Genomic DNA, 20961 nt, shown 5'->3' with positions numbered 1-20961 from the left:
CCATGCCCCCCCACTCCCCGACACCCCGCGCACGCTCCTCTGACTTCAGCGCAGGGGCGTCGCCCAGCCACCCGGGTGGCCCGGGCCCTTCGCCGCGCCGTGGCCGCCGTGTGCTGCGTGCACTGGGCTGGCTGTTGGTGGCAGTGATTGCGCTGCTGATCGCCGCCGCAGCCGCCGTGTGGTGGTGGGCAGGCAGCAGCACGTCGCTGGCCCTGGCGCTGGCGCGCGCGGCGCAGTACCTGCCCGCCAACCAGCAGCTGGAGAGCCGCGAGGTCACCGGATCACTGCGCAGCGGGGGGCGTATTGGCTGGCTGCGCTGGCGCAGCCCCAGCCTGTCGGTGGAGGTGACCGACATCCGCCTGGGCTGGCAGCTGGCCCCGTTGCTGCAACGCCGCCTGGAGCTGGGCGAGGTGCATGCCGCACGCGTGCAGATCACGCCACTGGGCAGCCAGCCCAGTGCAGAGCCACCCACGCCCCTGACACAGCTAGTGCTGCCCTTGCAGATCGGCGTGCCGTTCCGCGTAGACCAGATCCAATGGGCGGGTGCCCCGGCCGTGGAGGCCCAGGGCCTGGCCGGCGACTACCGCTTTGACGGGCGCGAGCACCGCCTGAACATCGCCAGCGTGGCGCTGGCCCAGGGTCAATACACCGCGCGGCTGACGCTGCAGGCCCAGGCCCCCATGGCGCTGAACGCCACCGTGGACGGCACGGTGAGCGCCGCCGTGCCCGGCGGCACCACCGCCCTGCAGGTGGGTGCACACGCTACCCTGCAAGGCACGCTGGCCACAGCGGCAGCGCAGCTACAGCTGCAGGCGCGCATCAGCCCCACCGCCGCCCAGGCCGGGCCCACGCAGCCACCCCCTGCCCCTGCCAAACCACCCACCGCCAAACCAGCAGCACCGCCACCACCCGCCGCAGAACCCATGCAGGCCGACCTGCAGGCCACGCTGGCACCCTGGTCCCCGCAGCCCCTGCAATCGGCCCAAGCCACGCTGCGCGCCGTCGATCTGGCAGCGCTGTGGCCGCAAGCCCCGGCCACCCAGCTGCATGGCACCGTGCAGGCAGGGCCCGCCGGGCCTACCGGGCCCAGCGCAGGTGCGGCGACTGCGCCCACTGGCTGGACCGTCAACGCACAGTTGCGCAACGAACTAGCAGGCCCGTGGGACCAGGCCCGCCTGCCCATCACCGCCCTGCAGGCCGATGCCAGCTACGACGGCATCCGCTGGACGGTGCCCGGCGCCACTGTGAATACAGGCACCGGCGCAGTCACCCTGCAGGGCAACTACACCCCCACCACCGGCGCGCTGGAGGGCCAGGCTGAACTGCGCAACCTGCGCCCAGACGCCCTGCACACCGCCTGGGCAGCCACCCCGCTGGCGGGCCGCGTGGGCGCGCAGATGCAGGGCGACGTGGTGCGCTTTACGGCAGATATCCGCGCCACCGGCACCGCCGCCTCCGGCAAAACCCCCACCAACCGCCCCGCCTTGCTGCGCATCAACACGCTGACCACCCAAGGTAGCTGGCAACCCCCGTCACCCACCCAGCCCGGCGGCACCTTGCAGCTGGATCGCCTGCTGCTGGACGCCCTGCAGGCCCGCATTGAAGCCACCAACCTGCGTGTGGGCCCCGGCGATCTGTCGGGCCAGGGCCAGATTGCGCTGACCGTGCCCGGCGCCACAGCGCGCGCCCAAGGCAGCCTGGCGCCCCAGGCGGGTACGGGCGACCTGCAGGTCCAATGGACCGACGTGGACCAAACCCAACGCTGGCTGGCCAGCCTGCCGCTGGTGGGCACCCGTTTGCAAGAAGCCTTGCAGGGCGCCACCGCCAAAGGCGCCGCGCAGCTGAACGCGCGATGGAAAGGTGGCTGGCAGACAGCGGCCCGGCAACTGCAAGCCGCCACCGCAACCACCAGCGACAGCACATCCCCCAACGCCAGCCGTGCGGGCAACACGCCGCCATCGGACAAAGCCACCTTCGAGCTGCAAGCCGAGCTCTCCACCCCGCTGCTGGACCTGTCACTGCCTCCCAGTAAAGACGAGGGCGGCGGTGCCACCGCCGTGCAACTGCGCGCTGTGCAGGCCGGCCTCTCGGGCACCCTGGCGCAGGCCACGCTCACGCTGGATGGCGAAGCCCGGCTGAATGCATCCCAGCCCCAGCAGATGCAGCGGCTGGCCCTGCAAACCCGCGCCACGGGCGGGCTGACCACACCCACGCAAGGGGCGCAGGTGCAGATCAGCGAACTGCGGCTGGTGGCACAAGACACCGCACGCCCCGGCCCCTGGACGCTGCAACTGGCCGAGCCCGTATCTATCACCGCACGCGCCACCACCGGTACACGCTCGCCAACAGCGGGCTACACCGTGTTGGCCACTGCAGGCCAGGCCCGCCTGACCGGCCCCCTGCCCGGCACCGCCGTGCTGCGGTGGCAGCCCCTGCACGTGGTCACCGGCGCGAACCCTGTGCAATTGCAATCCCAGGGCACCGTGCAGGGCCTGCCCATGGCCTGGGTCGACGCGCTGGGCCTGGGCAACACCCCGGCCGCCGCAGGCCGCCCTGCCCAGCCGCTGCTGGCCCGCATGGGGCTGGCCACCAGCATCGTGCTGGACGGGCAATGGAACGTGGACAACACCCAAGGCCCCCTGCGCGCCAGCGCCAGCCTGCGCCGCGCCAGTGGCGACCTGCGCATCCTGGCGGGCGACGCCACCGCCATCACCGCCGTGCAAAGCAGCGGCCAGGGCACTGGCGCAGGCGCTGCGGCGGTGATCGCCACCGAGGCCTCGGCAAGCCCCTCGGCACCAGGCACTGCATCCGGTGCAGGGGCAGGCACCGCCGCCGGTGTGCGCCAGGCCGAAGTTACCGTCGAGATCGAAGGCGAGGCCCTGCGCGCCCAACTCGCCTGGGCGAGCGACCGGGCGGGCGAGGTGCAGGCCAACATCAGCACCCGTCTCACACCCGGAGCGCCCGGCGCCTCCGCCGCTGCGGGCGCCAGCCCCTCCTCGCCCTTCACCTGGACGCCCGATTCCCCCCTGGCTGGCACCCTGCGCGCGCGCCTGCCCGACGTGGGCGTGTGGTCGGCCCTGGCCCCTCCCGGCTGGCGCGTGCGCGGCACGCTGGACGCCAGCGCCACCTTGTCAGGTACCCGCAATGCGCCGCGCTGGGCCGGCACGCTGGGGGCTGATGACATGGCCGTGCGCTCGGTGGTCGATGGTGTAGACCTGCAGGGCGGCCGCCTGCGCGCCACGCTGCAAGGCAACCAGCTCAATATCACCGAGTTCCGCCTGCAGGGCGGGCGCGGCAGCGGTGCGCGCATTGCGGGCTTCAGCGGCAACCGCACTTACGCACCGCAAGACGGCGGCATGCTCACCGCTACTGGCCGCGTGAGCTGGGGCGACAGCGCCACCGCAACCGCAGCCACGGGCCTGTCAGGCATCACCATGTCACTGCAGGCCGAGGCCAAGGCGCTACAGGTGCTGGTGCGGGCCGACCGGCAGATCAGCGTGTCGGGCCAGCTGCAAGCACAGCTTCAGCAAGGCCAGATCAGCCTGCGCGGCAAGCTCACCACCGACCGCGCCACCATCATCCTGCCCGACGAAACCGCGCCCACGCTGGGCTCGGACGTGGTCGTGCGCTCTGCCGCCAAGGACCGCGAAGACCAGGCCAAGGCCCAGGCCGCCGCCAAGGCCAACCAGGTAGCGGCCCAGGCCGAAACCGCCAAGCCCCCCGACATCGCGATCACCCTGAACCTGGGGCGCGACTTTGCCCTGAGCGGCCAGGGCATCACCACACGGCTCACGGGCGAGGTGGACATCCGCAGCAGCGCCGTGCCCGGCGCCCCACCGCGCGTGACCGGCGAAGTGCGCACCGACGAAGGCCGCTACCGCGCCTGGGGCCAGATGCTGGACGTGGAGACGGGGCTCATCCGCTTCAACGGCCCCTACAACAACCCCTCGCTCGACATCCTGGCGCTGCGGCCCAACATCAGCGTGCGCGCTGGGGTGCAGGTCACCGGCAGCGCCCAGGCGCCGCGCGTCAAGCTGTATTCCGACCCCGAGTTGCCCGATGCCGAAAAACTCTCGTGGGTGGTCCTGGGCCGCAACGCCTCCGCCGGCGGCGCCGAAGCCGCCGTGATGCAGCAGGCCGCCCTGGCCCTGCTGGGCCGCAAGGGTGGCGGCAACACCAGCGCCAACATCGCCAGCCGCATCGGCCTGGACGAAATCGGCTTTCGCAGCGCCACCACAGGCGAAGACGCCAGCGCCGCCGCCCTCACCTTCGGCAAACGCCTGTCCAAGGATTTGTATGTGACCTACGAACGCAGCTTGTCGGGCACGCTGGGCACGCTGTACATCTTTTACGACCTTACCCGCAGCCTCACGCTGCGCGGGCAAACGGGCGAGAAGAGCGCGGTGGACATCATCTACACGGTGAAGTACGACTGAGGCTGCGCACGCCAGACAGCGTGCGCGTGCCCACTACAATGCGCGGCTGTCTTGCCTCCTCGTAGTTCAATGGATAGAACGAGTGCCTCCTAAGCGCTAGATACAGGTTCGATTCCTGTCGAGGGGACCAAATTCATAGCGAAATGGCTTCTATCGCTTGATAGATAAGCGCTGAAAGCTATCAAAATAGAAGCATTTTCACGGCAGGCTCCTCGCAGTGTGTGCGGTGGAGTCTGTAGCCACACGAAGGCCCGCCGCCCTCAGCTTCTTGAACCGTCTCCGCGCACGCCGCTGTCGGAAGTAGCCTTAGTTGCCTCACCAGCCTCTTCGGTATTGACCGCCGTACCCGCTGCTGCGCCGCCCAGCGCACCCGCAATGCCGCCCAAGGTGCCTCCGACGACCACGCCCACCGGGCCGGCGACTGCAACGCCCACGGCCGCACCGGCAGCCGCGCCCGCCATCATGCCGCCGCCCACCAGCACGGAATGGGCCTCGCGCTCTGCGTCTTCGGGCTCCAGGGCGGTCTGGGCGCCAGGTCGCGGGTCTTGCGACGGGATGCCGTAGCCGGGGCGGGCTTGGTCGGCCAGGTCTTCATCCACCGGTGGGGTGGCCGGATGAGGGAGCGTGGATGGATGCATGTGCGTCTCCTGGGAAGTGGGTGACAAAACAAAACGGTTTCGTCTCCCTCTCTTTTAGGGTCCACTCAGCGCCGTGTGCGCCATCCTGCAGACCGTGAGGCTGTCGGACAATGCCCAGTGCCCCCGGCAGATGCGCACTTTCTCAAGTCAATACGCTAGTTCCCCACCTAAGATCAGCCTATGTCGGCATCCCCTTCCATCCTCCCCTTTGCCCCACAGCCCTCCGCCAGCGCACTGGCGCAGGCGCTGGGGATTCCCGTTTTTGCTCCGCACTGGCACATGCCGCAGTACCCCGATGGAGCCGTGGGGCCCTGGCAGATGAGGCGCACAGGCGTGGGGCTGGACCGTGGCTACCACAGCGGCCCGTGTGTCACCCCGGGCTCGACAGTGCTGATGCGCCAGAGCGCTGCGGGCGGGTGGGAAACCTGGATGTCGTTGTCGCCGATGGAAGTGGAAAGCCAGGAACTGGCCTGCCGCCATGCGCGGGGCCACACGGTCGTGATGGGCCTGGGCATGGGCTGGGTGGCGGCCAACATCGCGCTACAACCCACGGTGGAGCGCGTGACCGTGGTGGAGCGGGATGGGGATGTGCTGGAGCTGTTTGGCCGTTGCCGCGTGCTGGAGGGGCTGCCGGAGTCCGCAGCGCGCAAGGTAGAGCTGGTGCAGGCCGACGCGCTGCAGTGGCACCCCCAGGGCACGCCCGTTGACTTCCTGTATGCAGACATCTGGCTGTACCTGGCGGAGCCACAAACCTTGGCGGAGGTGCAGCGCATGCAGGCCAACGTGCACGCCGACCAGGTGTACTTCTGGGGGCAAGAACTGGTGCTGGGTGCCATGGCCAGAGCACAGGCGGCGCCCGGTACGCCCGCATGGACCGACGCGGTGGACCATGCCGTGCGCGAGACAGGTTTACCGCTGCTGGCGCAGGCAGACGAAGGGTATGCCAACCTCATTGCACGGGTGTTGCAGCTGCGCCAAGGCGGCCGACCTACCGCCGGTTGACCGGCTGGCAGCCCAGCCAAGGGCGTCGGGCTATTGCGTTATTTGGTGAGCCACTTGCGCTGCGCGCGCGGCTGTACGGTGATGTCGACGCTCTGGTGCACGGCAGGCTGGCCGCTAGCGGCGTCGGTTTCCACCACGTCTTCCAAAGCGATGTCTTTGACCTCTGAATGGGTCGCTTCTTCCAGGTCGGCCAGGATCGCGCTGACCTTGCGTTCAGCCTCAGAGACCTTGGAATGTGGCAACGGCGAAGTGCGCATCATGGGCGGCTCCTGTGAGATAGACCCATTCTGGCCACGGAGCGCGCTCTGTGCGTGTCATCCTTTGCCGACGGCCGGGTGTCAGCGGGACGGCCATCCCGGAGGTCTGGATATGCCCAGGCGATGCGCGATGGCGCCGGTCGCCCTCAGGCCGCCTGAGGCGCTGCGCGGTCGGCGCCAGAGGGCTGACCAGCCGTCATCGCACTGCCCATGGACGCCGCCACGATGCAGCCAATGGCCAGCCACTGGATGGCGCTCAGGTGCTCGCTCAGCAGCAGCAAGGCCAGCACGGCAGCCACCGCAGGCTCCATGCTGATCATGATGCCGAAGGCCTCCTTGGGCAGGCGCTTCAAGGCCATCATTTCGAGCGAGATCGGAATGGCGCTGGACACCGCCGCCACCGCCACCCCGATGAGCAGCACGGTGGGCGACAGCAGCGCAGCGCCCGCATGTACCACGCCCACCGGCACCACCACCAGCGCCGCCACCAGGAGGCCCAGCGACACCGTGTGCCCGGCGTGCAGGTGCCCGGCGCGCTTGCCGAACACGATGTACAGCGCCCAGAACACCGCCGCGCCCAGGGCATACAAAACTCCCACGGGGTCCAGCGTGCTGCCGTTCAAACCCAGCGGCAACAGCATGCCCAACCCGGCCATGGCCAGCGCCACCCACACAAAATCCACAGCGCGCCGCGAAGACCAGATCGCCACCGCCAGCGGCCCTGAGAACTCGATGGCCACCGCCAGCCCAAATGGCAGGGTGCGCAGCGACATGTAGAACATAAGGTTCATGCCCCCCAGCGCCGCGCCGTACAACATGACGGCACCCGCATCGGCCCGCGACAGATGCCAGCGCCACGGCCGCCACAGCAACAGCACCAGCAACGCCGAAAAGCCCACGCGCACGGCGGTGGTGCCCTGCGCGCCCACCACCGGAAACAGCCAGTGCTTGGCCCAGGAGGTACCAATGCCCAACGCGGTGACGGAGCCCAGAACGGCCAGAAAGGGGAAAAAACGGTGCAGAAGGGAAGCGCTCATGGGTTGAAAATATAGTGTGACCCATGCGTGCTTTTTGCTCGATTTTCAGGGCCCGCGCGCAACTTTCGCTCACCACCACGAGGCGCCCCATGCCCGCCACCCCAGCACTCGACCGCTTTGACCTCGCCATCCTGGACATTCTGCAGACCGACAACACCACGCCCCAGCGCGCGATTGCGCAGGCCGTCAACCTGTCGGCCCCCGCTGTGCAGCGGCGCATCCAGCGGCTGAAAGACAGCGGAGTGATCCGCGCCAACGTGGCGGTGCTGGACCCGGTGAAGGTGGGCAAGCCGCTGACCATCGTGCTGGAGGTGCACCTGGAAAACGAGCGCCCCGACCGCACCGCCCCGCTGCGTGCGCGCATTGCTGCCGAGGACGCCGTGCAGCAGTGCTACAGCGTGACGGGCGAGGCGGACTATCTGCTGGTGGTGAACGTGGCGTCGATGGCCGACTATGAGGCGCTGACGCAGCGGCTGTTTGAGGGGGATAACAACATCAAGCGCTTTCGGACCTCGGTGGCGCTGGCTAGCCTCAAGACCGGGCTGCGCGTGCCGCTGGACAACGTGCCCACCCCACAGTATCCGCAGATCGGCCCAGCACGCAGAGCCCGACAGGAAGGCTAGGCCCAAATGTCAAACTACGCTGAGGAACCGATCTACGAGCTGCTGCCTCGATCTTGCTTGGCAGCAAGCGGGGTTGCACGTAGGTCGTTGTAGAACATAAAGCCCACGACTACCAAGACTAGGAGGGGAGTGACGAGGCCCAAAAGCTGAGGAATGAAAGCTCCTTGAAACAGATAGAGCGGAGCTTCAGCGTAAGACATGCGAACCGGGCCGATAGAGAAAATTTGCAGAGGGTCGGTCAAAAGAGGTTCATCGAAACTGTATGAAAAAAACAATACGTGCAGCAGCACGGCAGCACATGCAGCGATGAAAAATTTCTGCTTCTTGGTCAACATGATTGGAGTCTCGTTAAGGAAAAGACGATGACTCAATTGTCACGTCACTTCATCAATTTGACGGACCCATACGTCGTAACTGAATCGCCTCAGGCTGTTGCCAAACCGATGACGAAATCACAGGGTTAGTAACCGGCGCATCTGCGCGCCCGTGAGGCGCTGGCGCGGGCCGCCCAGCAGCTCGCACATGCGCGCATTCAGCGGCGCCTCCATGCCCTGCTGAGCCGCCAGCCTCACCACAGCCCCGCTGAGTGCATCAATCTCGGTCACACGCCCGGCTTCCAGGTCGTCCCACATCGACGAGCGGGCCTTGGCGTCGATCTGCAGCATGCGTTTTGCCAGGCGTGTGAAGAGCCAGTTGGGCAGGCGCAGCACATGGGGCAGCAGCGTGGGCGACACGGCGGTGACCTGGGCGGGTTTGATGCCTGCACGCGCCATCACACGCAGCGCCTCAGTTTGCAGGGCAGCGAAGACGCGGCGGCAGTCGCGGTCGAGCAGCTCTTGCCGCAGAGGCAGGTCGGACAGCGCATTGACCGGGTTGTTGAGGTTGAGCAGCAGCTTGCCCCACTGCACCGCACGGATGTCGGCAGGCAACACGGTGGCCAGGCCTGCAGCGTTGAAGACCGGCGCGATGCGTTCGGTGACGGCATCACGCTGCAGTTGCAAATGGCCCGCAGTAGCACGGTGCACCTGGGCGCCGCGCAGCACCACGTTGTAAGGCACCATGCCCGCCAGAACACTGAGGCCTGGCGCCCGAGCTGTGACGCGGGCCACGTTGTCCACGCCGTTTTGCAGCGAGATGACGGGCGTTCCCGGCGCACAGGCGTCGGCCAGTTCGCGCGCAGCGGATTCGGTGGCGCCGCTTTTGACGCACAGCAGGATGATGCTGTCCGGGCCCGGCGCCGCGTCGGCCAGCGTGTGGGCCAGTTGCAGTGCAGATACCGGCACGGTGCGGTCAAAGCCGTCGAGATCGGTCACCTTCAGGCCGTTCAAGGCGATGGGCTCCATCGCATGCGGGCGGCCCACCAGGCAGACCGACTGGCCATGGGCCGCAAGGCGCCCCCCCACATAGCAACCAATGGCGCCTGCGCCGAGAACGATGAAGTGCATGCGGATGCTTTCTGGATCAACGGAAGACGGTGCGCCGCGATGGAGGCGGCGCCTGCGCATTGTGCGGCGACACGCCTACAGGGCCTGGCGCAGAGGCGACGGTATCTGCAGACACCTGCAGCATGCATATTTTGAGCGTTTTTGGCCCCTGGCGCTTGTTCATCAAGCGCCAATAGCTATCAAAATAGAAGCACCATCAACAAACAGCACCTGCGCCCAACGGGTCTTCCAGCAGCAGCCCTCAGCCAAACCGCACCGTCACCAGCAGCCCCCCCAGACGCGGCGAAGCACCCAGTTGCACCGTGGCGCCATGGCCCTGCGCAATGGCCTGCACGATGGCCAGGCCCAGGCCGCTGCCGGGGGCACCTTCCGAGGTTTCGCGCACAAAACGCTGCATCACGCGCTCGCGGTGCTCGGGGGCGATGCCGGGGCCGCTGTCTTCCACCGTGAGCACGGCGGCATCACCCTCGCTGCGCACCTGCAGGTCCACCCGGCCGCCGGTCGGGGTGTACTTGATGGCGTTGTCCAGCAGGTTGCGCGCCAGCATGCGCAGGGCTTCGGCATTACCACGCACGGTCACGGGCACGGTGGCAGCGTCGGAGTTGAGCAGGCCTACATCCATGCTGCGCGCCTGCGCGGCGGGGGCCACGTCGGCCAGGGCCAGCTGCGCCACGGCGCGCAGGTCCACGGGTTCGGTGGTGGAGGTGCTGGCCTCTTGCCGGGCCAGGGTGAGCAATTGCTCCACCAGGCGCGTGGCGCGGTCGATGCCAGCCGACAGGCGTTCGATGGCGACGGCACGCGCGGCATCATCGCCCGCGCGCTGCAGGCCCTGCAGCTGCAGGCGCAGTGCGGCCAGGGGCGATCGCAGTTCGTGCGCGGCATCGGCCACAAAATGCTCCTGTGCGTCAAAGGCGCGCTGCACGCGCTCGAAGAGCAGGTTGAGCTCACTGACCAGCGGCTGCACTTCGTCGGGCAGTTGCGCATCACTCACGGGCGAGAGGTCATCTCCCTGGCGCTGCGCCAGCTGGCGGCGCACGCGCTCCACCGGGGCCAGCGATCGGCTCACACCCCACCACACGGCCAGCACCAGCAGCGGCGCCATGATGGCCAGCGGCGCCAGCGTGCGCAGCGCCAGGCTGCGGGCCATGTCGCGCCGCGCGGCCATGTTCTGCGCCACCTGGATCACCTGCGAGCGCGTCTGCATCGAGAAAACACGGTAGGTGCCGCCGCGCGCCTGCACATCGGTAAAACCCAGCACGGCAATCTGCGGCAGGGCTGCGCCCACGGCCGATTCAAAAATGCGCAGGCCTTCGTTGGTCCAGACCTGCACGATGAATTCGTGGTTTTCGTCCTCGGGGTCCAGGCCCGGGCCCAGCCCTTGCGCATCCACCGGCAGGCCCGAGCGCAAGGCCAGTGCGGTTTGCTGCATGTGGTAGTCGAACAGCGCATCGGCCTCGGCCAGCGCTCCGCGATACGCCAGCGCGCCCTGCACTGCGCCGGCCAGCACGATGGCGGCCAGCAAGAACACCAGCAGCCGCATGCGCAGCGAGCGAGGGAGCAGGCCACGCAGGGCTTGGACGAGCTTGTCTGTCATAGCTTGGGAACGAGATAGCCAACACCGCGCACGTTCAAAAGCACCTCGGCCCCCAGCTTTTTGCGCAGGCCGTGGATGTACACCTCCACCGCGTTGCTGCTCACCTCGTCGCCCCAGCCGTAGAGCTTGTCTTCCAGCTGCTGGCGCGACAGCACCATGCCGGGCCGTGCGATCAGCGGCTCCAGCACCGCCCATTCGCGCGCCGACAGTACGACAGGCGCGCCCTGCACTGTGGCCTCGCGCGTGGCGGGGTTGATGCACACGCCCTTGTGTTCGTACACCGGCTCAGCCCGCCCAGCCGCACGGCGCAAAAGGGCGCGAATGCGGGCCAACAGTTCATCAAGGTCGTAGGGCTTGAGCACGTAGTCGTCCGCCCCCGCGTCGAGCCCCTCGATGCGCTGGGCCACGGCATCACGTGCGGTGGCCACCAGCACCGGGGTGCGGTTCTTGCGCGCCCGCAGGTCGCGCAGCACGGCCAGGCCGTCGCGCTTGGGCAGACCCAGGTCCAGCAGCACGAGGTCATAGGGCTGGGTGCGCAATGCCGTGTCGGCGGCGTCGCCGTCACGCGCCCAGTCCACGGCGTAGTGTTCGGCGCGCAGCAGGTCTTGCACGGCTTCGCCGATCATGGAGTCGTCTTCAACGAGGAGCAGGCGCATGGTGGGCAAGCATAGCCAATGAAATCAATCGGGCCACGGAAGTGGCCCGTGCAGGCATCGCATCACAGCGGACCACAAAGCTCAGCGCAGCGGTTCTGGCTAGGAGGCTGTCGGACTTGGAGCGTCGAAGCGAAAATTGGCCCCAGCGAGGACAGTTTTTGCCGGATTTGCAGCCCCATAGCCGAGCTATGGGGCAAAAAGACGGTAAAAAATGGACCGCTGCGGCCAATTTGCAGCCGACGATTTCCAAGTCCGACAGCCTCCTACGCGTTTCGTCGCAGACAGTACCGAAAGTACGGCAAGACGGAACAACGACGCCAGGAGAGCTTTTGGGGCCGCTTAACCCAAACGCACCGGCACAAAGATCTTGTTGCCATCGCGCTCGATCAGCAGCGCCACCGACTTGCCTGCGGTGGCCTTGGCCATCGCAGCGCGCACCTGCTCGATGTTCTTGGCGGGTGCGCCGTTAATGGCCAGCAGCACATCGCCCGGCTGCACACCGGCTGCCGCAGCGGGGCCGCGCGCCTGTTCGATCACCAGGCCCTCGGCCACGCCTACCTCTCGGCGCTCCTCAGGGTCGAGCGGGCGCAGCGACAGGCCCAGTTGGCCCTTGCCCACGGCATCGTCGTTGCGCGCCTGCTTGGTCGCTTTGTCGCTGGCATCGCCCAGCGTGGCGGTCAGCTCCAAGGGCTTGCCCTGGCGCCACACCGACAGCTTGGCCTGCTGCCCCGGCTGCGCCTGGCCCACCCAGGCGGGCAGGTCGCCCGAGGCCACGATGGGCTGGCCGTTCACCTGGCGAATCACGTCGCCCGCCTGCAGGCCTGCCTTCTCGGCCGGGCTGCCCTTGCTGACGCTGGCGATCAAGGCGCCCTCGGGCTTGTCCAGCTGGAAGGATTCAGCAAACGCCTGGTTCACCTCCTGCACGGCCACGCCCAGCTGGGCGTGGCGCACCTTGCCGGTGGCCACAATCTGGTCCTTGATCTTGGCGGCCAGCTCGATGGGGATGGAGAACGACACGCCCTGGTAGCCGCCCGAGCGGCTGTAGATCTGCGAGTTGATGCCCACCACCTCGCCGCGCGCGTTGAACAACGGCCCGCCAGAGTTGCCGGGGTTCACCGCCACATCGGTCTGGATGAAGGGCACCAGGCTGTCGTCGGGCAGCGAGCGGCCCTTGGCGCTGACCACGCCCGCCGTCACGCTGTTTTCAAAGCCAAAGGGCGAGCCGATGGCCAGCACCCATTCGCCCACCTGCAGGTCGCGCGTGCTGCCCAGGCGCACGGTGGGCAGATCCTTGGCGTCGATCTTGAGCACGGCCACGTCGGTCTTGGGGTCGGCGCCCAGCACCTTGGCGCGGAACTCGCGCCGGTCAGTGAGCTTGACGACCACTTCGCTCGCGCCCTTGACCACGTGGGCATTGGTCAGCACCAGGCCATCAGGGCTGACGATGAAGCCCGAGCCCTGGCCATGGGTGGGTACGTTGGGCTGGCCTTGCGGGCCCGCGCCGGGGAAACCGAACTGGCGAAAGAATTCGTAAAACGGATCGTTTGGGTCGATCTGCGGGCCACGGCCCTGGCGGGCAGCGGGTTGCTCGTCATCGTCGTCATCGTTGGCCATCGCCGTCTTGGTGCTGCCCGTGACGCTGATGTTGACCACGGCCGGGCCGTTCTGCGCGGTGATCTGCGCAAAGCTGGGCAGCGCACCGCCCGGGGCCATGGCCGTCTGCGCCACGATGGGCGTGGAGGGTGTGACCGCGCGGGCCTGGTGCCCGCTGATGAGGCCGGCGCCGGTGGCGCCCAGAGCGCCCGCGGCCACCAGGGCCAGGATCAGGCGGCGGGGAGTGGATGCAAGCGTGTTGTTCATGGTGTCTGCCTTTTCAATCAGGGTTGCGATGGAAGGCAGTGTGGGCACGGACACTTAGACGAAACTTAGGCGGAGTCGGTAAGCCATGAACCCGCGGGTATCGGTGCCGCATCCTGGTTTTCTACGGCCCGGCAACTACCTCAGTCTTTGATATCGCACGGCCCCACGCCAGTGCCACCGTGCAAGGGCCGCCCCGCCGCACGGGTGGCGTCCCCCTGCCCGCATCGCGGAGCGATGCGAGAGCGGGGGGAAGGCGCGAAGCGACTCAGGGGGGTGTTCTCTGCTTCACAGGAACATGCCGCCCGACGCCTCGATACGCTGGGCGTTCACCCAGCGTGTGGCCGGTTGCAGCAGCGAAGCGACCAGCGGGCCGATGTCGTCCGGCACACCCACGCGGCCCAGAGCCGTCTGCGCGGCCACAAAGGCGTTGAGCTGCGCATTGTCGCGCACCGCGCCGCCGCCAAAGTCAGTCTCGATGGCGCCCGGGGCCACCACGTTCACGGTGATGCCACGCGGGCCGAGTTCTTTGGCCAAGTAGCGGCTCAGCACCTCGATGGCGCCCTTCATGGCCGCGTAGGCGGCGTAGCCGGGCAAGGCGAAGCGGGCCAGGCCCGACGACAGGTTCAAGATGCGGCCGCCATCGTTCATCAGCGGCAGCAGGCGCTGCGTGAGGAAAAACACGCCCTTCAGGTGCACGTTGACCAGCGCATCGAACTGCGCTTCGGTGGTTTCGGTGATGGGCGCATGCACGCCCATGCCCGCGTTGTTGACCAGAAAGTCAAACCGCTCGCGCTGCCAGTGGCTGCGCAGGGTTTGCTGCAGCTGCGCAGCGAAGGCTGCGAAGCTGGCTACATCGCCCACATCCAGTGGCAAAGCCACAGCACGGCGGCCCAGCTTTTCGATGTCGGCCACCACTGCCTGGGCTTCGGCGGCCTGATGGCGGTAGGTCAGCACCACGTCGATGCCGCTGTGTGCAGCGGCCAGCGCTGCGCTGCGGCCCAGGCCGCGGCTGCCGCCGGTGATCAAAACGACGGGGGTGGGGGCTGAAGAAAGGGATGAAGCGCTTGTCATGGCAGGGTCCTTTGCAGTGTCTGAAGCCCGGTCACACCGCGTGACCGGGGCTGGAGATGAACTTTATTGGAGTCCCAATCAAAGATAAACCATGCAAAATATGATTCATTATCCATCCACGAAGAACAATGAACCCTTTAGACCGCATGCAGATCTTTGCCCGTGTGGCCGAGCTGAGCAGCTTTACCCAGGCTGCGCAGGTGCTGGGCCTGCCCAAAGCCAGCGCCTCTCTGGCCGTGCAGCAGCTGGAGGCCCACCTGGGCACGCGCCTGCTGCACCGCACCACGCGGCGCGTGCAGCTGACGCAAGACGGGCAGGCCTTTTACGAGCGCTGCAAGGATCTGCTGGATGACGTGGACGAGTTGCAGGCCATGTTCCAGCAGCCCGACGGCACTGCGCTGCGCGGGCGCGTGCGCATTGACATGTCCACCGGCATTGCCCGCCAGCTGGTGCTGCCTGCGCTGCCTGATCTGCTGGCCCGCCACCCGCTGCTGGAGGTGGAGCTGAGCAGCACCGACCGCCGCGTGGACCTGGTGCGCGAGGGTTTTGACTGCGTGATCCGCGTGGGCCCGGTGGCAGAACCCGGGCTGGTGGCCCGCCCCCTGGGCCTGGTGCGCGTGGCCAGCTGCGCCAGCCCGGGCTACCTGGCGCGCAAGGGCACGCCCCAATCACTGGCCGACCTGGCGCAGCATGACCTGGTGCACTACGTGAGCACGCTGGGCACCAAGTCCGCCGGATTTGAAACGATGGGCGACGACGGCAGCCCGCAGTTTCACCCCATGGCTGGGCGTGTCACCGTCAACAGCGCCGAGGCCTACCTGGGCGCCTGCGCAGCAGGGCTGGGCCTGATCCAGGCGCCTTTGCTGGGCGTGCGCGAGCTGATCGACCGGGGACTGCTGGTGGAGGTGCTACCGCACCACCCTGCCCCGCCCATGCCGGTGACGCTGATCTACCCCCACCGGCGCCACCTGCCCCAGCGCGGTCGGGTGGTGATGGACTGGCTGGCCGCCGTGGTGCAGGCGCATCTGCAGAGCGAGGCCCATGGCGCACCTGCCGCCGCATGAAGGTTTCACGCGGCGCTTCGACTACGCGCAGTCAATGGTTTGCAGTGGATTGAGACCGAATCGACAGCTATTAATTGAATAGCTACTAGCGCTTACTGGATAAGCGCTAGAGGCCAAAATCACTTAAAAATCACATGAACAGTGTCATCGCAACCCTCACCAAGTCCCGCCCAGCCTAACCCGGTGAAGCGGTACACGATGGCCCCCTGCACCACGTCGCCCGGCGCCAGCCAACGCACCGGAAACCCTGGCTGGTTGGGCGCATCGGGATACTCCATGGGCTCCAGGCAGATGCCGTCGCCCGGCTGCCATAGCCAGACGCCCTGCTCTGCGCCCCGCCCCAGGTCGCGCACCGGATCAGCCTTGAGGCCGTGGCCTGCGTAAACCTGCACCCCGGGCGCGGTACTCCATACCTCCATGGTGCGACCAGTGAGGGGCTCGCTCAGCAGCGCCGCAAGACGCAGGCCTTGCGAGGGCGTGACGGGTGACACCGGTGGCGTCCGCACCGCGCCCTCTTCGTCCCACACATGGTCATCCAGCACCAGGTAGTGGTCCAGCCCACCCGCCAGCGACAGCTGTTCGCTGGGCTCCGCCACGGCGGCACCCACGCTGCGGGCTTCGCGAAGGTCGAAAGGCGTGGCATCTACAGGCTGCACCAACCCGCTAGGACACACATCTGCCGCCAGCGGTACATAGCGGCTGGCGGGCACTTGCAGGGTGTGGCCGTGGGTGCTGCCAGCGCCCGCCAGGTTGAAGAACGCATGCCCGGTGATGTTGAGCAGCGTGGGGGCGTCCAGCGCTTCGCCCGTCCACGCCATGTGCAGCGCGTTGTCGGCGGTGATGTGCACGCGCAGCTGCAGACGGAGCGTGCCGGGCACGCCGTCGTCCTCGGTGCGAAAGGTGTGGCTCAGGGTGAGCGCATCGGCCTGCACGTCATCCACCGCAAACACCTGAAAGCGGCTACCCTTGGGCCCGCCATGGTGGTGGTGGGGGCCGCTGTTGGTGGGCAGCTGCCGCTGTGCGCCATCGGGCAGAGTCAACAAACCACTGCGCAACCGCCCAGCCCAGCGGCCTATGAGGGCGCCCATGGAGAGTTGTCCGTCCAGGTAGCCCTGCAGGCTGTCGTAGCCCAGCGCCACGTCGACGAGGCCGCCCTGCCCGTCGGGCACCGCCACTTGCACCAGCCGTGCGCCGTAGTTGCTGACGGCCACCTGCAGGCCACCAGCACCGCGCAGGGTGAAGAGGTCAGTCGGCTGGCCGTGAAGCTCTTGCTGAAACGCTTTGCGTGAAAGGGAATAGGCCATGGCTGCGAGTCTATTTGGTGGCGGATGCGGCGGGAGCATCGCGCGTGACCAGCCAGATGCCCCCACACACCAGCACCAGGGCCAGCAGGTTCTTCCACTCCAGCAGCGCCTCGCCCAGGAACAGTGCTGACAGCGCCGCGCCGAAGATCGGCACCGTGAAGTTGAACACCGTGACCTGGCTCACGCGGTTGTGCTTGAGCAAAATGCTCCACAGTGAAAACGCGGCCGAGGACAGCAGCGCCAGGTACACCAGCAGCGCGGTGGCGCCCCAGGTAAAGCCCGTGAGCGAGCCGCCCAGGCCCCAGCCAATGGCCAGCAACGCCACGCCGCCAAGCCCCAGTTGCCAGCCCGTCATCACCACCGAATCCATGCGCTGCGACACCTGCTTGCCATAGATGCTGGCCGCAGCGAGCACAAAGGCGGCGATCACCACAAAACCTTCGCCCAGCAGGGTGAAGTCCAGGTCCAGCGTGCCGCGCCCAAGGTTGACCACCATCACGCCCGAAAAGCCCACCACGCAGCCCCACAGCTTGGCATGGCTCAGCCGGTCGTTGTGATAGACCCAGTGCGCCAGCAGCACGCTGAAGAACGTACCCGTGGCGTTCATGATGGAGCCCTTGACCCCCGTGGTGTGCGCGAGACCCACGTAGAAGAACACGTATTGCAGCGTGGTCTGCGCCATGCCCAGCACCACCAGCTGGCGCCCGGCCCCGGGCTCCAGCCCCCAGATCGCCTTGCGCGTGGCCACGGCCCAGGCCAGCAGGATCAGCCCCGCGCCCAGAAAGCGCCAGCCTGCGAAAACCAGCTGCGTGGGAATGTCATTGCGGGCGATGCCGAACCAGGCGTAGCCGGTCTTGATGGCGGGGTAGGAGCTGCCCCAGAGAAGGCAGCACAGCAGCGCCAGCGCCACCACGACCGTGCGGTCGGAAAATCGGGTGTGCCCCATGTCAGTTCGTCTTTCTCTAGTGACACAGCCCGTGCAAAGACGGGCTGTGAGGGGGAGGTTTGCAGCCCCAGGACGCAGCCTGCAAGGCCACCGTTTCAGTGATCCGTTGCGCTACGCGCCACCGCCAACGCATGCGAAGGGCGCAGCCCAGGCACGGGCAGCCGCGCAAGGGCCGCCCCGCCGCGGATGCGGCGCTTTGCTTGTGTGCGCTGGCTGCGTCCCCCTCCCGTAGCGCGCAGCGCGTAGAGAGAGGGGGAAGGCGCGAAGCGACTCAGGGGGTGTCACTTCAGGTCACCGGTGCGGGATTGAACAGCACCAGCGCGTTGTGCAGCTTCCACTGCTCGGCCCAGGTTTTTTTGCGGCCACTCGCCACGTCGAGCAGCAGGTGGAACATCTCCCAGCCCAGCTCTTCGATGGTGGCTTCACCGTCCGCAATCTTTCCGGCGTTGATGTCCATCAGGTCATGCCAACGGCGCGCCAGGTCGCTGCGCGTGGCCACCTTGACCACCGGGCATTCGGCCAGGCCATAGGGTGTGCCCCGGCCGGTGGTGAACACATGCAGGTTCATGCCCGCAGCCAGCTGCAGCGTGCCGCAGATGAAGTCGCTGGCGGGCGTGGCGGCGTACACCAGGCCGCGCTGGTCGCGGCGCAGTTTTTCGCCCGGAGCCAGCACGTGCGCAATAGGCGCGGTGCCGCTCTTGATGATGGAGCCCATGGCCTTCTCGGCGATGTTGGACAGGCCCCCCGCCTTGTTGCCCGGCGTGGTGTTGGCCGCGCGGTCCACACGACCCCGATCGAGGTACTGGTCGTACCATCCCAGCTCGCGCACGATAGCGTTGGCCACTTCGGGCGTGGCGGCGCGGCTGGTGAGCTGCTCCACGGCGTCGCGCACCTCGGTGTTCTCGCTGAACATCACGGTAGCGCCCGCACGCACCAGCAGGTCGGCGCAAAAGCCCACGGCCGGGTTGGCGGTGACGCCCGAGAACGCGTCGCTGCCGCCACACTGCACGCCCAGCACGAGTTCACTGGCGGGAATGGTCTCGCGGCGGCGGGCGTTGAGGCGTTCGAGGTGCGGACGCGCGCTTTGCACGATGTGGTCGAGCATGGACATGAAGCCCACATGCTCGTCGGCCTGCAGGCACACCGTCTCGGGGCCCAGGGCTGCATCACGCTCATCAGTGATGGGGAAGCTGCCCGGAGGCAGCAGGCGGTCGGGCTGCAGCTTTTCGCAGCCGAGACTCACCACCATGACCTCGCCCCCAAAGTTGGGGTTGAGGCTGATGTTGCGCAGGGTGCGGATGGGGATGATGGCGTCGGGCGCGTCAATGGCCACGCCGCAGCCGTAGGTGTGCTCCAGGCCGATCACGTCGTCAACCTGCGGATACAACGACAGCAGTTCGTCCTTGATGCGGCGCACCGCCAGGGCCACCACGCCCGCCACGCACTGCACGGTGGTGGTGATGGCCAGGATGTTGCGCGTGCCCACCGAGCCGTCGGCGTTGCGGTAGCCCTCGAAGGTGTAGCCGGTCAAAGGCTCCAGCACCGGAGGCTTCACCGTGGCCATGGGCAGGCCTTCGAGCGCGCGGGCCGAGGGCATCTGCAGCAGGCGCTCGTGCACCCAGCTTCCCGCCGGGATGGCCTTGAGCGCATAGCCGATGGGCACGTTGTAGCGGCGCACCACATCGCCCTCGGCCATGTCCTGCAGCGCCACCTTGTGGCCCTGGGGCACCTTGTCACGCAATGTGATGCCTGCGCCTGGCACGCCGGGCGGCAGCACCGTGCCGGCAGGAAGGCCTCCGTCGTTGGCGACGATGGCGACGTTGTCATCCGGGTGCATGCGGATGGTGAGGGCGGGTCGGTTCATCGGTGGCGCGGTCTCGTCAATTTATGCAATCTCATCAGGCATCAGGCATCAGGCTGCATGGGCAGCACGGTAATCCAGTTCGGGTTGAGCCCCACATCGTGCTCGGCCACCTGGGTCAGGGCACCGCTGCCAGGCGCGATCAAGTGCACACCCACACGGTGGCTGATCTGGCCTGCGGCAATCAGGTGGCGCCCGTCCGGAGTGATGGCAAAGCCCCGGGGCTGCAGTTGCGTAGACCAGTGGTCGATGGGGGCCAGCTGGCCGGTGACCGCATCGACGGCAAACCCGGCCAGGGTGTGGCTGTTGCGTTCGCTGGTGTACAGCCAGCGGCCATCAGCGCTCAGGTGCAGGTCGGCGCCCCAGGCCGGGCCTGTAAAGCCTGGTGGCAATGTGGGCAGGCTTTGCAGCAGCTCCAGGCCGCCGCTGGCTTCGTCCCAGCCCAGCACATGCACGCAGGCATCCAGCTCACCCAGCAGGTAGATGCGGTCGCCCCGCGCGTTGAAGCGCAGGTGCCGAGGACCTGTGCCTGCTGGCAGGGCGAACACGGCAGGGTCGGTGGGTTGCAGCGCGCCCGTGGCGGCGTCGAATCGGTAACGGTGCAATTGCCCGCCCCCCAGTGAGGCGGCCAGCACGAAGCGGTTGCCGGGGCTGGCCAGCGCACTGTGGGCGTGGCGACCGGTGGCGTACGTGGTTGCACCACGCCCCGCAGCGACCACCCCGTCGGCAGCGATGGCCTGCACCGCGACCAGGTCCGCACCGTAGGAAGCACTCAGCAGCCAGCGCCCCGTGTTATCGGTGGCCAGGTGTGCCATGCTGGCGGGCAACGCGGCCTCGCTCAACACCTCGGCGCAACCCGCGCGCGCATCCACCGCCAGGGTGACCACGGCCAGCGGGTCGCTGCGGCGCGCCACATACAGGCGAGTGCCGTTCGGGCTGAGCGCCATGGGCATGAGCTGCCCGCCCAGCGCCAGGACCTGCTCGGTGCACAGCTGCCCCGAGTCCGACGCCAGACGGAGCACATGCAACTCACCGCTGTCAGCGCAGGAGACAAATACCAGGGTATCGGTAGCCATCGTGTGTGTAACCATTTCAGTGCACCACGGAGCGGCCCACTACCCTCGGCCGATGGAACGAGCAGGGACCAGGCCAGAGGCGCCGAGCAAG

General features: G+C 67.6%; 17 protein-coding genes and 1 tRNA gene. 5 read left to right on the top strand and 13 right to left on the bottom strand.

Going from position 1 to position 20961, the window contains the following annotated elements; all coding sequences use genetic code 11:
- The first annotated feature begins 2 nt into the window (after nt 1-2).
- Together ACSQ22_RS20115 and ACSQ22_RS20110 are read left to right on the top strand one after the other, a co-directional pair.
- Entirely contained in the window at nt 3-4436 is a 4434-nt protein-coding gene (locus ACSQ22_RS20115; protein ID WP_436131353.1) for a translocation/assembly module TamB domain-containing protein, read from the top strand.
- Nucleotides 4437-4491: 55 nt separating this feature from the next.
- Nucleotides 4492-4566, top strand: a tRNA-Arg gene (locus ACSQ22_RS20110).
- A 130-nt stretch (nt 4567-4696) separates the two neighbouring features.
- On the opposite strand, the gene ACSQ22_RS20105 is transcribed toward ACSQ22_RS20110, so the two are convergent.
- Nucleotides 4697-5074, bottom strand: coding sequence for a hypothetical protein (locus tag ACSQ22_RS20105; protein WP_121420981.1), 378 nt, complete (start codon nt 5072-5074; stop codon nt 4697-4699).
- Nucleotides 5075-5254: 180 nt separating this feature from the next.
- Between ACSQ22_RS20105 and ACSQ22_RS20100 the strand changes: the two genes are divergently transcribed.
- Nucleotides 5255-6076 carry a hypothetical protein gene (locus ACSQ22_RS20100; protein ID WP_436131352.1) on the top strand — a complete coding sequence of 274 codons (822 nt, stop codon included), beginning with the start codon at nt 5255-5257 and terminating at the stop codon, nt 6074-6076.
- Between the two features lie 38 nt (nt 6077-6114).
- On the opposite strand, the gene ACSQ22_RS20095 is transcribed toward ACSQ22_RS20100, so the two are convergent.
- Together ACSQ22_RS20095 and ACSQ22_RS20090 are read right to left on the bottom strand one after the other, a co-directional pair.
- Nucleotides 6115-6336, bottom strand: coding sequence for a hypothetical protein (locus tag ACSQ22_RS20095; protein ID WP_431150536.1), 222 nt, complete (start codon nt 6334-6336; stop codon nt 6115-6117).
- A 143-nt stretch (nt 6337-6479) separates the two neighbouring features.
- A complete protein-coding gene (locus ACSQ22_RS20090) occupies nt 6480-7370 on the bottom strand; it encodes an EamA family transporter (RefSeq protein ID WP_436131351.1) in 891 nt (296 codons plus the stop codon).
- Between the two features lie 89 nt (nt 7371-7459).
- Here ACSQ22_RS20090 and ACSQ22_RS20085 point away from each other — a divergent pair, with 89 nt between their 5' ends.
- The gene (locus ACSQ22_RS20085; RefSeq protein ID WP_436131350.1) at nt 7460-7993 is read left to right on the top strand and encodes an Lrp/AsnC family transcriptional regulator; all 534 of its coding nucleotides are present in this window, start codon (nt 7460-7462) and stop codon (nt 7991-7993) included.
- A 32-nt stretch (nt 7994-8025) separates the two neighbouring features.
- On the opposite strand, the gene ACSQ22_RS20080 is transcribed toward ACSQ22_RS20085, so the two are convergent.
- The 6 genes from ACSQ22_RS20080 to ACSQ22_RS20055 all read right to left on the bottom strand — a co-directional run bounded on the left by ACSQ22_RS20080 (nt 8026) and on the right by ACSQ22_RS20055 (nt 14619).
- Nucleotides 8026-8328 carry a hypothetical protein gene (locus ACSQ22_RS20080; protein ID WP_436131349.1) on the bottom strand — a complete coding sequence of 101 codons (303 nt, stop codon included), beginning with the start codon at nt 8326-8328 and terminating at the stop codon, nt 8026-8028.
- A gap of 117 nt (nt 8329-8445) precedes the next feature.
- Nucleotides 8446-9438, bottom strand: coding sequence for a 2-dehydropantoate 2-reductase (locus ACSQ22_RS20075; RefSeq protein ID WP_436131348.1), 993 nt, complete (start codon nt 9436-9438; stop codon nt 8446-8448).
- Between the two features lie 241 nt (nt 9439-9679).
- Nucleotides 9680-11032, bottom strand: a complete 1353-nt coding sequence (locus ACSQ22_RS20070; RefSeq protein ID WP_436131347.1) for an ATP-binding protein — start codon at nt 11030-11032, stop codon at nt 9680-9682.
- On the bottom strand, nt 11029-11688 hold the full coding sequence (locus tag ACSQ22_RS20065) for a response regulator transcription factor (RefSeq protein WP_436131346.1): 660 nt from the start codon (nt 11686-11688) through the stop codon (nt 11029-11031). The genes ACSQ22_RS20070 and ACSQ22_RS20065 overlap by 4 nt, the downstream gene beginning before the upstream one ends.
- A gap of 339 nt (nt 11689-12027) precedes the next feature.
- Nucleotides 12028-13548: a DegQ family serine endoprotease gene (locus ACSQ22_RS20060; RefSeq protein ID WP_436131345.1), complete on the bottom strand. Its 1521-nt coding sequence runs from the start codon at nt 13546-13548 to the stop codon at nt 12028-12030.
- 285 nt (nt 13549-13833) lie between these two features.
- A complete protein-coding gene (locus ACSQ22_RS20055) occupies nt 13834-14619 on the bottom strand; it encodes an SDR family NAD(P)-dependent oxidoreductase (protein WP_436131344.1) in 786 nt (261 codons plus the stop codon).
- A gap of 128 nt (nt 14620-14747) precedes the next feature.
- Here ACSQ22_RS20055 and ACSQ22_RS20050 point away from each other — a divergent pair, with 128 nt between their 5' ends.
- Nucleotides 14748-15683 (top strand): LysR family transcriptional regulator, encoded by a 936-nt coding sequence (locus ACSQ22_RS20050; RefSeq protein WP_436131343.1) that lies wholly within the window; start codon nt 14748-14750, stop codon nt 15681-15683.
- A 119-nt stretch (nt 15684-15802) separates the two neighbouring features.
- On the opposite strand, the gene ACSQ22_RS20045 is transcribed toward ACSQ22_RS20050, so the two are convergent.
- From ACSQ22_RS20045 to ACSQ22_RS20030, 4 genes are all read right to left on the bottom strand, one after another.
- A complete protein-coding gene (locus tag ACSQ22_RS20045) occupies nt 15803-16987 on the bottom strand; it encodes an aldose epimerase family protein (protein WP_436131342.1) in 1185 nt (394 codons plus the stop codon).
- 10 nt (nt 16988-16997) lie between these two features.
- Nucleotides 16998-17933, bottom strand: coding sequence for a DMT family transporter (locus tag ACSQ22_RS20040; RefSeq protein ID WP_436131341.1), 936 nt, complete (start codon nt 17931-17933; stop codon nt 16998-17000).
- A gap of 286 nt (nt 17934-18219) precedes the next feature.
- Nucleotides 18220-19797, bottom strand: coding sequence for a galactarate dehydratase (garD, locus tag ACSQ22_RS20035; protein WP_436131340.1), 1578 nt, complete (start codon nt 19795-19797; stop codon nt 18220-18222).
- Nucleotides 19798-19838: 41 nt separating this feature from the next.
- Nucleotides 19839-20870 carry a lactonase family protein gene (locus ACSQ22_RS20030; protein WP_436131339.1) on the bottom strand — a complete coding sequence of 344 codons (1032 nt, stop codon included), beginning with the start codon at nt 20868-20870 and terminating at the stop codon, nt 19839-19841.
- Nucleotides 20871-20961 lie beyond the last annotated feature (91 nt).

This window comes from Acidovorax sp. LjRoot38, assembly GCF_964252975.1.
In the GTDB taxonomy this organism is placed as follows: Bacteria; Pseudomonadota; Gammaproteobacteria; order Burkholderiales; family Burkholderiaceae_C; genus Acidovorax; species Acidovorax facilis.
This window is presented reverse-complemented; position numbering and strand designations above follow the sequence as displayed.